Origin of the sequence: Pseudomonas sp. NPDC087803 (genome assembly GCF_044742995.1) — a bacterium.
In the GTDB taxonomy this organism is placed as follows: domain Bacteria; phylum Pseudomonadota; class Gammaproteobacteria; order Pseudomonadales; family Pseudomonadaceae; genus Aquipseudomonas.
In genome coordinates, this window is the sequence record NZ_JBIUVO010000023.1 from 25,977 (window position 1) to 39,350 (window position 13,374).

Consider the following 13,374-nt stretch of genomic DNA (forward strand, 5'->3'; position numbering starts at 1 on the left):
AAACGGTGGTGAGGAAAGTGGCGATATTCCACGATGCTGGCACTGCGCTTTGACGGGGCTCACTTAAAATAAGGGCGTTTTGCTCAACTTCAACCCATCAAGGCAAGAAGTTAGTTGTTGATTTAATGGGTAAAGCAGGGACAAAAGCAATGGGCGAGTGGTTCCGTAGCTTTCTGCTAACATGGCGTTTCTGTTACTTCAGGTGTTCGATCATGGCATTTCGCCCCCTTACAGCCAGAGCGCCCGCCGTTCTGCTACGCGAAGCCAAGCCGCTCAAAGCCATTCTCGGTCATGCCCAGCGCCTCGCTCATCTGCAACGCCTGCTCGAAAGCCAGCTGCAACCCGCCGCCCGCGCGCATTGTCATGTGGCCAAGTGGCGTGAAGGCGAACTGTCGCTGGTGGTCACCGACGGCCATTGGGCCACACGCCTGCGCTACCAGCAAAAACGCCTGCAACGGCAACTGCAGCTGTTCGAAGAGTTCGCCAACCTGACGCGAATCAAATTCAGCGTGCGCCCCCCGATCGTCCAGCCTGGGGCTGTCGGGCACACGATGGACCTGTCGAGCGATGCGGCGGCGACCATTCAGTCCACGGCCGACGGGATCAGCGATCCTGGCCTGCGTGCGGCGCTTGAGCGCCTGGCGGCGCACGCTAAAGACAAAAGCTGAAGGCAAGATCAAAGGATCGCAGCCTGCGGCAGCTCCTACAGGTGGAAAGTGTTTCCCCTGTAGGAGCTGCCGCAGGCTGCGATCTTTGCATTTAGCGGCGTTTGCTGCCACCGAGCAACGAACCCATCAGCCCGCGCACCAGTTGCTTGCCCAGATTATTGGCCGCCTGGCGCATCGCTGACTTCAGCGCCTGCCCCGCCGCCGTGCCCAGAAACTCCCCGGCACGATCGGCCAGGCTCGGTTCCTCGGCTGCCGGTTTGTCCGCCGGTACTTCGGCCTGCGGCGCCAGATCCTTGCGGCCCATCAGGATTTCGTACGCGGATTCGCGGTCGATCGGCTTGTCATAACGGCCCTTGAACGGCGAGCCGGCAATCAGCATCGTACGTTCGGTTTCGCTCAACGGCCCGATCCGCGATTGCGGTGGCGCCACCAGCACGCGCTGGACCATCTCCGGCGTGCCTTTTTCCTGCAACGTACCGACCAGTGCTTCGCCGATGCCCAGTTCGGTCAGGACCGACAAAGTGTCGAACGCCGGATTCGGCCGGAAGCCATCAGCCACCGCGCGCAGGGATTTCTGCTCCTTGGCGGTAAACGCGCGCAGACCGTGCTGGATGCGCAGGCCGAGTTGCGCCAGCACGTTATCCGGCAGGTCGCCGGGCGACTGGGTGACGAAATACACGCCGACGCCTTTCGAGCGAATCAGCCGCACCACCTGCTCCAGACGCTCCTGCAACGCCTTGGGCGTATCTCCGAACAGCAAATGCGCCTCATCGAAGAACAGCGCCAGTAGCGGTTTGTCGGCATCGCCGCGCTCCGGCAACTGCTCGAACAGCTCGGCCAGCAACCACAGCAGGAAGGTCGCGTAGACCTTCGGCGCCTCGTGCACCAGACGACTGGCATCGAGCAAATGAATGCGCCCACGGCCATCGGCGGCCGGTTGCAGAATGTCTTCCAGTTGCAACGCCGGTTCGCCGAACAAAGCCTCAGCGCCCTGCTGCTCCAGAGTCGCCAGCCGACGCAACAGTGCCTGACTGGAACCGGTGGTCATCAGCGCGGCGTCTTCGCCCAACAGTTGCGGGTTGTCCTTGAGGTGATTGAGCAGCGCCTTGAGGTCTTTCAGATCCAGCAACAACAGGCCTTCGCGGTCGGCCACTTTAAACGCCGCGTACAGCGCCGACTGTTGGCTGTCGGTCAGTTCCAGCAGACTGCCGATCAGCAGCGGGCCCATTTCACTCAAGGTCGTGCGCAATGGATGACCGGAGGCGCCGTGAATGTCCCACAGCGTCACCGGATAAGCCTGCGGCTTGTAATCGAGCCAAGGCATCCCGGCGATGCGCTCGGCGACCTTGCCCTGCGGATTACCGGCAGCGCCCAGGCCGCACAGATCGCCCTTGATGTCAGCGGCGAATACCGCAACCCCGGCGTCACTGAACGCTTCGGCGAGGCGCTGCAAAGTCACGGTTTTGCCGGTCCCGGTGGCACCGGCGATCAGCCCGTGGCGGTTAGCCAGGCGCATGGCCTGAGCAATCGGTTGCCCCGCCAGATCGGCGCCGATAACAAGTTGCGATGTGTCAGGCATTTTGTCACCTATGGTTAATCTTTAATTCGCGATGGCCGATAGATAAAGGCGAGAACCTGACTGAAAAGTTGGTCGGACATTTCCCTAAGGAGAGTCGGAAATATCAGTTTGTTTCACCCTTGCCCATATTGCGCGCCTTTATAAAAGCACGCCCAGGACATTAAGACCTTAGCGGAACCCCAAGCCATGAACAAAAATCTACGCTTCAGCCATAAAATTTTGCTTGCCGCCGCCCTCATCGTCATCGCCGCTTTCGCCTCGTTCACGCTGTACAACGACTGGCTGCAACGCAACGCGATTCGCGATGACCTGAACAACTATCTCAACGAGATGGGCGAAGTCACCGCCGATAACATCCAGACCTGGCTCAACGGGCGCATTCTGCTGGTCGAGAACGCCGCCCAGAACATCGCCATCAATCCGGAACCGGCTAACGTCGCCAGCCTGCTGGAACAGAAATCCCTGACTTCGACGTTCATGGCCACTTACCTGGGCGATGCCACCGGTCACTTCACCATCCGCCCGGACGTGAAGATGCCGGACGGTTTCGATCCGCGCGTGCGCCCTTGGTATAAAGGTGCCGAGAGCAGCAGCGCGTCGACGCTGACCGAACCGTACATCGACGCCGCCACCGGCCAGTTGATCATCTCCATCGCCACCGCCTCGAAAAAAGCCGGCCAGAGCGTTGGCGTGGTCGGCGGTGACCTGAGCCTGCAAACCCTGGTCGACACCCTCACCGCCCGGGACTTCTCCGGCATGGGCTACGCGTTCCTGGTCAGTGCCGACGGCAAGATCCTGGTGCACCCGGACAAGGCACTGGTGATGAAATCACTGAAAGAAGCCTATCCGCAGGACACCCCGCGCATCAGCAGCGACTTCAGTGAAATCACGGTCGACGGCAAGACCCGTATCGTCAGCTTCACCCCGATCAAAGGCCTGCCGTCGGTCAACTGGTACATCGGTCTGTCGGTGGACAAGGACAAAGCCTTCTCGATGCTCAGTGAGTTCCGCACCTCGGCGGTGATTGCCACGGTGATTGCGGTGGTGATCATCATTGCGTTGCTGGGCATGCTGATTCGCCTGCTGATCCAGCCGCTGCACGTGATGACCCGTGCCATGGAAGACATCGCCGATGGCGAAGGCGACCTGACCAAGCGCCTGACCATCGTCAATAACGATGAATTCGGCGTGCTGGGTACCGCGTTCAACCGTTTCGTCGAGCGTATTCACGGTTCGATCCGCGAAGTGTCGTCGGCCACCGGCCAGGTCAACGAGGTCGCACTGCGCGTGGTCGCGGCGTCCAACTCGTCGATGTACAACTCCGACCAGCAAGCCTCGCGCACCAGCAGCGTTGCCGCCGCGATCAATCAACTGGGCGCCGCCGCCCAGGAAATCGCCCGCAATGCCGCGCAGGCCTCGAACCAGGCCAGTGACGCCCGTGGCCTGGCCGAAGACGGCCAGCAAGTGGTGGATCGCAGCATCAAGGCGATGAATCAACTGTCGAGCATGCTCAGCGCCTCCAGTACCAACATCGAGTCGCTGAACAGCAAAACCGTGAACATCGGGCAGATTCTCGAAGTGATCACCAGCATCTCCCAGCAGACCAACCTGCTGGCACTCAACGCGGCGATCGAAGCCGCGCGGGCCGGTGAGGCCGGACGTGGTTTTGCCGTGGTGGCGGACGAAGTGCGCAACCTGGCGCACCGCACTCAGGAATCGGCGCAGCAGGTGCAAACCATGATCGAGGAGTTACAGGTCGGCGCCCGTGAATCGGTGAGCACCATGAGTGACAGTCAGCGCCACAGCCAGGACAGCGTGGAAATCGCCAACCTCGCCGGCGAACGCCTCAACAGCGTGACCCAGCGCATTGGCGAGATCGACGGGATGAACCAGTCGGTGGCGACCGCGACCGAGGAACAGACGGCGGTGGTCGAGTCGATCAACGTCGATATCACCGAGATCAATACCTTGAACCAGGAAGGCGTCGAGAACCTGCAGGCAACCTTGCGCGCCTGTTCGGACCTGGAGCAGCAGGCTGCGCGCCTGAAGCAACTGGTCGGCAGTTTCCGCATTTAAAGAGCAAAAGATCGCAGCCTGCGGCAGCTCCTACAGTGGCTAAGGATTGCCCTTGTAGGAGCTGCCGCAGGCTGCGATCTTTTCAGGCTGACTCACTGTCTTCGTGCGGTTCGGGTTTCACCTGCTCCCAGAGTTCCGCAGCGCCGGGAAACTCGGTGCCGTCTTCCGGGCTCAGGTCTTCCGGGTCGTAACGGCTCAGACAGCCCTCGCCCAGGGTGGCGGGCGCTTTCGCAGTGGCTTTGTCCAGTGGATCGCTCACGGGCAGTTCCTCAAGGGCTGAAACGAAAGAAGGGCCTGGACGATTGAACGCCCAGGCCCTTCTTTATTCAAGCGTACGTGAGTTCGATCAGAACACCACGGTCTTGTTGCCGTGCACCAGCACGCGGTCTTCGAGGTGATAACGCAGGCCACGGGCCAACACCATCTTCTCGACGTCACGGCCGAAACGCACCATGTCTTCGATGCTGTCGCTGTGGCTGACGCGCACCACGTCCTGCTCGATGATCGGGCCGGCGTCCAGCTCTTCGGTCACGTAATGGCAGGTCGCGCCGATCAGCTTCACGCCGCGCAGCGACGCCTGATGGTACGGCTTGGCACCGACGAACGACGGCAGGAAGCTGTGGTGAATGTTGATCACCTTGTGCGCGTACTCACTGCACAGCGACGGCGGCAGGATCTGCATGTAACGCGCCAGGACCACCACTTCGGCATCGTGCTGCTTGACCAGGCGCGACACTTCGGCGAACGCCGGCTCCTTGTCCTGCGGATTGACCGGGACGTGATAGTACGGAATGCCGTGCCACTCGACCATGCTGCGCAGGTCGTTGTGGTTGGAAATCACACAGGAGATTTCGCAGTCGAGCTCGTCGCTGTGCCAGCGGTGCAGCAAGTCGGCCAGGCAGTGGGATTCGCGGCTGGCCATCAGCACCACGCGTTTCTTCTGCTCGGTGTCGGTGATGCGCCAGTCCATCGAAAACTCTTCGGCGATCGGCGCAAACTTCTCGCGCAGCACTTCAATACCAAACGGCAGTGAATCGGCACGGATCTCGTGACGCATGAAGAACCAGCCGTTCTGATTATCCGAATGGTGGCTCGCTTCGGTGATCCAGCCGTTGTGGGATGCCAGAAAGTTACTGACTTTGGCAACGATGCCAACGCGGTCAGGGCAAGAAATCACCAACCGAAAGGTGCGCATGAGGGGGAAACTCCAGAACTTCGCAAAGGCGGCCATTCTAGCGATTGTGCGCGAAAACTGCAGTATTGATGAGCTCTTCCCCCGAGGCAGCAGGGCTGACGGTACCTGACCACCCGGCACGGCAACACGTTTGCACTGCACTGGCGCTGTTCGGCCAGATAAATCTGAATATGGGTGATGACTGCTTCACATTATTTAAATGACCGTTCAATTTACCGGTTATTTCACGCAACTAATTCAAATAAAAAAAACGCTTAAATGTTTACTTGATGAAACAGCCTGACTATTATTGCGGCACTGTCCCCTGCCATTCAACACATCCGCATAAGGTAGTTACCATGTCCTTGATCAACGAATATCGCGCCACCGAAGAAGCAATCAAAGAGCTGCAAGCGCGTTTGAAGAACCTGTCGCAAGACGACAAATTGCAAGCCGAGCTGGAATTCGAAGGCAAACTGCGCACCCTGATGGGCGAATACTCCAAGTCCCTGCGCGACATCATTGCCCTGCTGGATCCGGAATCGAAAACCAAAGGCACCCGTGGCGCCCCAGTAAAAACTACCGGCACCAAGCGCGCGCGCAAAGTTAAACAATACAAAAACCCGCACAACGGCGAAGTCATCGAAACCAAAGGTGGCAACCACAAGACTCTGAAAGAGTGGAAAGCCAAGTGGGGCGGTGACGTGGTTGAAGGCTGGGCTACCCTGCTGGGCTAAGCCGCAACGCCTGTCGCAGACTGACACTGCGGCTCATGAAAAACGCCAGCCTACGCTGGCGTTTTTTTATGCCCGGCATTTCATGGGCACACTATGTTCGATTTCAAAGATTCAATCGTTTGCGCAATGCCTGGACATAATTCTGCCACTCACTGAGCACTTGATTCTGTATCGGCGTAGCACTAAGCGCCCATTGCTGCGCGGCCTCGGCAAAAGATTGCAGGGTATTAGGCGCCCCCATTTGCGGCTCGGACAAACGCTGCTGACAGAATACTTTCCAGCGTTCTTGCTCTTCAGAATTCAACGTATCGGGAAAGTTACGTGCGCGATATCGAAAGAGTAATTCCGGCAGACGTTCATCATCGAACGGCCAGTGTTCTTGCGCTAATTGCGCCGGATCCGCCGTCCTCACTTGCTCGCATAGACGTCGATCACGATCGCCGATAAATCCATCGTACAACTGCTGTTCCGGATCTTCGCTCGGGGTGAAATCTTCGCTGGCGTAAATTGCCGCCACTTTATCTTTCCAAACTTGTTGTGCGTCACTTAGCCGCAGAGCACGCGCCTGATACAGCGCCATGTCCAGGCCCAGTCGTTGCTGATCGGCAGCACGCAATACCGACAACGGCGCCACCACCGGGCAACGATTGATGTGAATCAGCTTGAGCGGCACCGGCAATTCACCCTCGGCCAGATCGTCGCGGCGGGTGTACAGGCGCTGGCGCAGGCTGTCGGCGTCCAGATCCAGCAAGCCCTGCGGATCGAGGTGCAGGTCGCAGACAATCAATGCATTGCGATTGCGCGGATGCCAGGCCAGTGGCAGCACCACGCCGACGAAATGCCGCGCCGCCGAAAATCGTCCGGAGATATGCACCAGCGGTTGCAACAGACGAATCTGATCCATGACCTTTTGCTTGCTGCGCAACTGAAACAGCCAGTCATACAACTTCGGCTGTTTCTCGCGGATCAACCGCGCCAGCGCGATGGTGGCGCGCACGTCCGAGAGTGCTTCGTGGGCATGCCCATGGTCGATGTGGTTGGCGGCGGTCAGGCGTTCGAGCTTGAGGGTGACCTTGCCTGCATCATCGGTCGGCCAGACCAGACCATCGGGACGCAATGCGTAAGCGGCGCGTACCACGTCGATCAAGTCCCAGCGACTGTTGCCGCCCTGCCATTCGCGGGCGTAAGGGTCGAAGAAGTTGCGGTACAGACTGTAGCGGGTCATCTCGTCGTCGAAACGCAGGGTGTTGTAGCCCGCGCCGCAAGTGCCGGGCGCCGCCAGTTGCGCATGCACGCGGGTCATGAAATCGGCTTCGCTCAGGCCGTGCTCGGCGAGTTGCCCCGGGGTAATGCCGGTGATCGCGCAGGCCGCCGGGTGCGGCAGGATGTCTTCGCTGGGCTGGCAATAGAGGTTGACCGGTTCGTCGATTTCATTGAGGTCGTGGTCGGTGCGAATCCCGGCGACCTGCAGCGGACGGTCGTTGCGCGGATTGATGCCGGTGGTCTCGTAGTCGTACCAGAAGATTGAAGTCACGGGCGGTTCCTGAACTGAAGATCGGCAAAGTCTAGGCGTTAGACGGCCATCGCGGCCAGCGCCGTGTCAATCAACCACTGCGCACCACACGAAGTGCAATACATAGTTATGTCGTTTTCCCCCAAGAGGCTGCTAGCATCGGACGGACCTTGCATCCCGATCCGGCCCCCTCAGGTAGCCCATGCTCGAGAACACAGCACTGCCACGGAAAGCACCGCTGAATCCGCCACTGGATACCCGCCATCAGGTGGAAACCCCGGAGGGCATCGACCTGCCGTTGCGCCCGGCCGGGCTGATGGTGCGCAGCCTGGCCTTCGGCATTGATCTGGGCATTCGCGGGGTGATTCTCGGCGCGCTGTTCCTGATACTGGCGTTTCTCGGCCAACTCGGCATGGGTCTGGGCTCGCTGCTGCTGTTTGCCGTCAGTTGGTGGTACATGGTGCTGTTCGAAGTGCTGCGTCAGGGCCGTTCGCCGGGCAAGCAATGGATGGGCCTGCGGGTGATCCACGATGACGGTACACCGATCGGCTGGTCGGCCTCGCTGCTGCGCAACCTGTTGCGTTTTGTCGACCTGCTGCCGTTCGGCTACTTCCTCGGAGCGATCAGTTGCCTGCAACACCCGACCTTCAAACGCCTCGGGGACATCGCCGCCGGTACCCTGGTGGTCTACAGCGAACATCCACTGCAACGCCCGCAATTACCCGATGCGTCGCCGCGCCGTTCCCCCGTCCCGCTCACCCTCAGCGAACAACGCGCCCTGCTCGCCTTCGCCGAACGCCAGGCTGAACTGTCGCCGGCGCGGGTCAATGAACTGGCCGCCCTGCTCGCCCAACCGCTGCACATCCCGGCGCCCAAAGCCGTCGGCGAACTCAACGGCATCGCCCGCGGCCTGTTGGGTCCGACATGAAGCAGAGTCTTTTCGAAGCACGCCACAAGGCCGAATGGGAGCGCTTCACGCTGGCCCTCGAACGCCTTGAACATGGCAAGGACACCTCGCGAGTGGCCAGTTTCCCCAAGGCTTATCGACGCCTGTGCCAGCATCTGGCGCTGGCGCAGGAGCGCGGCTACAGCAGTTTCCTGATCGACTCGCTGCAACAACAAGTGTTGCGCGGCCACCAGCAGTTGTATCGGCATCGCAGCCGCTTCGGCGCCAATCTGCTGGGTTTCATCCTCGCTGACTTCCCGCGTCTGGTGCGTGCCGAGTGGCCCTTTGTGCTGGCCGCCGGCCTGTTGTTTTTCGGCAGTCTGAGCGGTTTTGCGCTGCTGGTGTACGCCTTCCCCGAACTGGTCTACAACCTGATCCCCGCCGAACAGGTGCGCGAGATGCAAAGCATGTACGACCCGGTGGCCGGGCACCTCGGGCGTACGGCCGAACGGGCGGCCAGTGAAGACTGGGTGATGTTCGGTTACTACGTGATGCACAACATCGGCATCGCCTTCCAGACCTTCGCCAGCGGTTTGCTGCTGGGCGTTGGCAGTGCGTTCTTCCTGCTCTATAACGGGTTGATCATCGGTGCGGTGGCCGGGCACCTGACCGAGATCGGTTTCGGCCAGACGTTCTGGTCTTTCGTGATCGGCCATGGCGCCTTCGAGCTGAGCGCCATTGCCCTGGCGGGCGCCGCCGGCCTGAAACTCGGCTGGGCGTTGATCGCGCCGGGGCGCCAGACGCGCGGTGAAGCGTTGAAAAGCGCTGCGCGCAAAAGCGTGCTGCTGGTGTGCGGGGTCATGCTGTTCCTGCTGATCGCGGCGTTCATCGAAGCGTACTGGTCGTCGAAAACCGGGGGCGCGCCACAGACCAAATATGCGGTCGGGGCTGCGCTGTGGATCGCCGTGGCAGCCTATCTGCTGTTGGCCGGAAGGACACGCCATGCGCCTGAGTGACGCCACTGTAGCGATCCGCCCGCGCAGCACCTGGGAAGCCATGGACCTCGGCGTGCTCATGAGCCAGCAGCATCGCCGCCTGCTGATGACCAGTTGGGCCATCGTCACCCTGCCGCTGTTCGCCGTGCTGAGCCTGTTGCTGTGGGATTCGCCGTCGCTGGCGGTGGTGATTTTCTGGTGGCTGAAACCGGCCTGCGAACGCCTGCCGCTGTACATTCTGTCCAAGGCCCTGTTCGGCGAAACACCGACGCTGAAACAGGCCCTGCGCGAATTTCCGCGGCTGCTCAAACCGCAATTGCTGGCCAGCCTGACCTGGCGCCGCCTGAGCCTGAGCCGCAGCTTCCTGCTGCCGGTGGTGCAACTCGAAGGTCTCGATGGCACCGCCCGCCAACAGCGTTTGCAGGCGTTACTGCAACGCAATGCCGGCGCCGCGCAATGGTTGACGATCATCGGCATGCATCTGGAGACTGCGCTGTGGATCGGCCTGATGGTGCTGTTCTACATGCTGCTGCCACAGCAGATCGAAACCGACTGGGACTGGCAATCGCTGATCCTCGACGCCGATCACCATTGGCGCTGGCTGGAGCACCTGACCAACGCCTTCTACGCGCTGGTGCTGGTGCTCTGGGAACCGATTTATGTCGCCTGCGGTTTCAGCCTGTACCTGAACCGGCGCACCACCCTGGAAGCCTGGGACATCGAGCTGGTGTTCCGCCGCTTGCGCCAGCGTCTGAACAGCAGCGCATTGGTTTTGTTGTTGGCGGTCTGTATTTTGCTGCCCGCGGTGCCACCCGTATGGGCTGCGTCCGATCCCGCCAGCGCACCTGAAGCACCACGCCTGCTGCACCAACCGCTGACCAGTCAGGCTGCGCACGACAGCATCAAGGCGCTGCTCGAACAACCGCCGTTCAAGAATAAAGAATCCGTGACCCGCTATCGCTTTGGCGACGACCCGGCAGCCCCGACCGAGGGCAAACCCGGCGAGGCCCCGCAATGGCTGAAAACCCTGCTCGGCTGGCTTGACGGAAAACGCTTCAATGCCCTGGCGGTGTTGATCGAAGTGCTGCTGTGGGGCGCGTTGATTGCGGCAATCGGCTGGCTGATCTGGCGCTACCGCGAGTTCCTGCGCACCTTCGTCAGTCGCCGGGCGCAGTTGCCCGTCGGCGTCAGACCACCGGCCCCGCAGCAAGCATTCGGCCTGGACCTGAACCCGCAATCCTTGCCCGACGACATCGCCGCCAGTGCCGAACAACTCTGGCAGACCCAGCCGCGCGCGGCGCTGGGCCTGCTCTATCGCGGATTGCTCAGCCGTCTGCTGCACGACTTCGACCTGACCTTGAAACCCGCCGACACCGAGCATCAGGTGCTGCGGCGGGTCGAGCAATTGCAGCGCCCGGAACTGCTGGCGTTCAGTCGCAGCCTGACACAGCACTGGCAGAACATGGCCTACGGGCACCGCGTGCCGGCGGCGCATCTGCAACAGGAGCTGTGTGACGGCTGGCGCGCCTTGTTCGAGCAGGGAGCGCGCGCTTGAACCGGCGCAACGCGTGGTTGCTCGGCGGGCTGATCGTCGCCCTGCTCGCGGCGTTGAGTGTTTATCTGTACCTCAAGGCCAGGCCCTATCAGGAAGTGATCGATCACGGCCCCTCGCCTCAGGCGCAGGCCAATCCGTATCTGGCGGCAGAAATGTTCTTGCGTGAACGCGGCCTCAACGTCGGCCACGCCGAAACGCTGGCAGTGCTGCCCGAGATTGATCCGCGTCGGCACACCCTGCTGTTGTTCGGCGAGCGCTCGCGCATGACCCCGCGTCAGGTCGATCAAGTGTTGAACTGGGCTCGCGCCGGTGGGCGACTGGTGTTCGTCGCCGAAGCCCTGTGGGATGAGCAGGCCCGACAAAGTGATGACCTGTTGCTGGATCGGGTGCAGTTGCACCAGTCGCTGAGCAAGGACCTCAAGGAGCCGCCGGCGGAACTGGCCGATGACCCGTACCCGAATCTGACCAAGCTCTATCTGGAGGACGAGGACGCGCCGGCCTACGCCGGTTTCGACACCGCGTTCCATCTGGACGACCCGAAGAATCTCGCTCAAGCCTGGGCCAACAGCGCCAAGGCCACGCACATGATGCAACTGGCGTACGGCCTCGGCTCGATCACCGTGGTCACCGATGCCGAACTGTGGAAAATCCCGGCCATCAGCAAGCACGATAATGCCTGGCTGCTCTGGTACCTGAGCGCCGACACCGACGTCACGCTGATTTACAACACCGCACACGATGGTCTGCTGACCTTGCTCTGGCGTTACTTCCCGCAAGCCATCGTCGCCCTGCTGGCCCTGATCGGCCTCGGCCTGTGGCACGTTGCTGTGCGTCATGGGCCACTGCAGACGCCGGCCCCGAGTGGCCGTCGCCAGTTGCAGGAACACCTGCGCGCCAGCGCCGATTTCATTCTGCGCCACAACGGACAGCACACGCTGTTGCAAGCCCTGCAACAGGACGTGTTGCGCCGCGCCCGCCGCCGGCATCCCGGCTTCGACCAATTGAACGTGGCCGAGCAATGGCTGGTGCTGTCGCGCCTGACCCGCCAGCCGACCCGCGCCATCAGTCAGGCCCTGAGCCCGGTGTCGAAACAGCGCATGAGCAGCGCTGATTTCAGTCGCCAGGTGGCCCACCTGCAAACCTTGAGGAACACGCTATGAGTGAACAGATCGAGCCCGGCAGCGCCAGCCACGCCGCCCAGCAACGCCAGCGTGCCAGTCAGTTGGCACAAGCGCTGCGCGGTGAATTGCATAAGGCCCTGATCGGCCAGAATGGCGTGATCGACGATGTGCTGACCGCGTTGATTGCCGGCGGCCACGTGCTGCTCGAGGGCGTTCCGGGGCTGGGCAAGACCTTGCTGGTGCGGGCGCTGGCACGCTGTTTCGGCGGTGAGTTTGCACGTATCCAGTTCACCCCGGACCTGATGCCCAGCGACGTCACCGGCCACGCGGTGTATGACCTGCACACCGAGCAGTTCAAGCTGCGCAAGGGGCCGCTGTTCACCAACTTGCTGCTGGCCGACGAGATCAACCGCGCACCGGCGAAAACCCAGGCAGCGTTGCTCGAAGCGATGCAGGAACGCCAGGTCACCCTCGAAGGCCGGGCGCTGCCGATCGCCCAGCCGTTCATGGTGCTCGCCACGCAGAACCCGATCGAACAGGAAGGCACTTATCCGCTGCCGGAAGCCGAGCTCGACCGTTTCATGCTCAAGGTGCGCATGGATTACCCGGAGGCCGAGCAGGAACTGAACATGGTACGTCAGGTCAGCCGCTCGACTCGCGCCGACATGCTCGATGTGCAGCCGTTGCGCACGGTGTTGCAGGCCAAGGATGTGCAGGCCTTGCAACGCATCGCCAGCGACCTGCCGCTGGATGATCAAGTACTCGAGTACGCCGTGCGCTTGGCACGCAGCACCCGCTCCTGGCCCGGCCTGACCCTCGGTGCCGGGCCACGTGGCTCGATTGCGCTGGTGCGTTGCGCCCGCGCCCGTGCGTTGTTGCGTGGCGGCGAGTTCGTGATCCCTGATGACATCAAAGGCTGCGCGCTCGCGGTGTTGCGCCATCGGGTGCGGGTGGCGCCGGAGCTGGACATCGAAGGTTTGCAGGTCGATCAGGTGCTCCAGCAATTGCTCGACCAAGTGCCGGCGCCGCGCTTGTGAGCATTGAGGAGAGAGCAAAAGATCGCAGCCTTC

The 13,374-nt window shown here is 61.4% G+C and carries 12 protein-coding genes and 1 pseudogene; 9 read left to right on the forward strand and 4 right to left on the reverse strand.

The annotated features are described in order from the left end of the window. Positions 1 to 212 precede the first annotated feature (212 nt). Positions 213 to 668, forward strand: a complete 456-nt coding sequence (locus tag ACIOUG_RS14365) for a DUF721 domain-containing protein (RefSeq protein ID WP_401066460.1) — start codon at positions 213 to 215, stop codon at positions 666 to 668. A gap of 91 nt (positions 669 to 759) precedes the next feature. On the opposite strand, the gene ACIOUG_RS14370 is transcribed toward ACIOUG_RS14365, so the two are convergent. After that, positions 760 to 2,247 (reverse strand): helicase HerA-like domain-containing protein, encoded by a 1,488-nt coding sequence (locus ACIOUG_RS14370; protein WP_401066461.1) that lies wholly within the window; start codon positions 2,245 to 2,247, stop codon positions 760 to 762. A 186-nt stretch (positions 2,248 to 2,433) separates the two neighbouring features. Between ACIOUG_RS14370 and ACIOUG_RS14375 the strand changes: the two are divergent. Both ACIOUG_RS14375 and ACIOUG_RS14380 read left to right on the forward strand, forming a co-directional pair. Next, positions 2,434 to 3,465: pseudogene (locus ACIOUG_RS14375) on the forward strand (cache domain-containing protein); the annotation flags it as partial. 93 nt (positions 3,466 to 3,558) lie between these two features. After that, a complete protein-coding gene (locus ACIOUG_RS14380; RefSeq protein WP_371917866.1) occupies positions 3,559 to 4,323 on the forward strand; it encodes a methyl-accepting chemotaxis protein in 765 nt (254 codons plus the stop codon). Positions 4,324 to 4,405: 82 nt separating this feature from the next. On the opposite strand, the gene ACIOUG_RS14385 is transcribed toward ACIOUG_RS14380, so the two are convergent. Together ACIOUG_RS14385 and purU are read right to left on the reverse strand one after the other, a co-directional pair. Beyond that, positions 4,406 to 4,582 (reverse strand): hypothetical protein, encoded by a 177-nt coding sequence (locus ACIOUG_RS14385; protein WP_401066463.1) that lies wholly within the window; start codon positions 4,580 to 4,582, stop codon positions 4,406 to 4,408. An 87-nt stretch (positions 4,583 to 4,669) separates the two neighbouring features. After that, positions 4,670 to 5,518, reverse strand: a complete 849-nt coding sequence (gene purU, locus ACIOUG_RS14390) for a formyltetrahydrofolate deformylase (protein WP_401066465.1) — start codon at positions 5,516 to 5,518, stop codon at positions 4,670 to 4,672. Positions 5,519 to 5,856: 338 nt separating this feature from the next. Here purU and mvaT point away from each other — a divergent pair, with 338 nt between their 5' ends. Next, on the forward strand, positions 5,857 to 6,234 hold the full coding sequence (gene mvaT, locus ACIOUG_RS14395; protein WP_401066467.1) for a histone-like nucleoid-structuring protein MvaT: 378 nt from the start codon (positions 5,857 to 5,859) through the stop codon (positions 6,232 to 6,234). A 103-nt stretch (positions 6,235 to 6,337) separates the two neighbouring features. Here mvaT and sbcB read toward each other — a convergent pair whose 3' ends face one another. After that, positions 6,338 to 7,768, reverse strand: a complete 1,431-nt coding sequence (sbcB, locus tag ACIOUG_RS14400; RefSeq protein WP_401066469.1) for an exodeoxyribonuclease I — start codon at positions 7,766 to 7,768, stop codon at positions 6,338 to 6,340. Positions 7,769 to 7,949: 181 nt separating this feature from the next. Between sbcB and ACIOUG_RS14405 the strand changes: the two genes are divergently transcribed. The 5 genes from ACIOUG_RS14405 to ACIOUG_RS14425 are packed head-to-tail and all read left to right on the forward strand — an operon-like array spanning position 7,950 to position 13,341. Beyond that, positions 7,950 to 8,675 carry an RDD family protein gene (locus ACIOUG_RS14405; protein WP_401066470.1) on the forward strand — a complete coding sequence of 242 codons (726 nt, stop codon included), beginning with the start codon at positions 7,950 to 7,952 and terminating at the stop codon, positions 8,673 to 8,675. Continuing rightward, positions 8,672 to 9,649, forward strand: coding sequence for a stage II sporulation protein M (locus ACIOUG_RS14410; RefSeq protein WP_401066472.1), 978 nt, complete (start codon positions 8,672 to 8,674; stop codon positions 9,647 to 9,649). The genes ACIOUG_RS14405 and ACIOUG_RS14410 overlap by 4 nt, the downstream gene beginning before the upstream one ends. Then, positions 9,636 to 11,183 (forward strand): DUF4129 domain-containing protein, encoded by a 1,548-nt coding sequence (locus ACIOUG_RS14415; RefSeq protein WP_401066474.1) that lies wholly within the window; start codon positions 9,636 to 9,638, stop codon positions 11,181 to 11,183. The genes ACIOUG_RS14410 and ACIOUG_RS14415 overlap by 14 nt, the downstream gene beginning before the upstream one ends. Then, entirely contained in the window at positions 11,180 to 12,343 is a 1,164-nt protein-coding gene (locus ACIOUG_RS14420) for a DUF4350 domain-containing protein (protein WP_401066476.1), read from the forward strand. Before ACIOUG_RS14415 ends, ACIOUG_RS14420 begins: the two co-directional genes overlap by 4 nt. Beyond that, complete coding sequence (locus ACIOUG_RS14425; RefSeq protein WP_401066478.1) at positions 12,340 to 13,341, forward strand: AAA family ATPase; 1,002 nt, start codon at positions 12,340 to 12,342, stop codon at positions 13,339 to 13,341. Before ACIOUG_RS14420 ends, ACIOUG_RS14425 begins: the two co-directional genes overlap by 4 nt. The last annotated feature ends 33 nt before the right edge of the window (positions 13,342 to 13,374 follow it).

Coding starts and splice junctions, on each gene's coding strand:
- ACIOUG_RS14415 (WP_401066474.1), top strand. CDS start 9,636: ATGCGCCTGAGTGACGCCACTGTAGCGATCCGCCCGCGCAGCACCTGG.
- ACIOUG_RS14425 (WP_401066478.1), top strand. CDS start 12,340: ATGAGTGAACAGATCGAGCCCGGCAGCGCCAGCCACGCCGCCCAGCAA.
- mvaT (WP_401066467.1), top strand. CDS start 5,857: ATGTCCTTGATCAACGAATATCGCGCCACCGAAGAAGCAATCAAAGAG.
- ACIOUG_RS14370 (WP_401066461.1), bottom strand. CDS start 2,247: ATGCCTGACACATCGCAACTTGTTATCGGCGCCGATCTGGCGGGGCAA.
- purU (WP_401066465.1), bottom strand. CDS start 5,518: ATGCGCACCTTTCGGTTGGTGATTTCTTGCCCTGACCGCGTTGGCATC.
- ACIOUG_RS14380 (WP_371917866.1), top strand. CDS start 3,559: ATGTACAACTCCGACCAGCAAGCCTCGCGCACCAGCAGCGTTGCCGCC.
- ACIOUG_RS14410 (WP_401066472.1), top strand. CDS start 8,672: ATGAAGCAGAGTCTTTTCGAAGCACGCCACAAGGCCGAATGGGAGCGC.
- ACIOUG_RS14365 (WP_401066460.1), top strand. CDS start 213: ATGGCATTTCGCCCCCTTACAGCCAGAGCGCCCGCCGTTCTGCTACGC.
- ACIOUG_RS14405 (WP_401066470.1), top strand. CDS start 7,950: ATGCTCGAGAACACAGCACTGCCACGGAAAGCACCGCTGAATCCGCCA.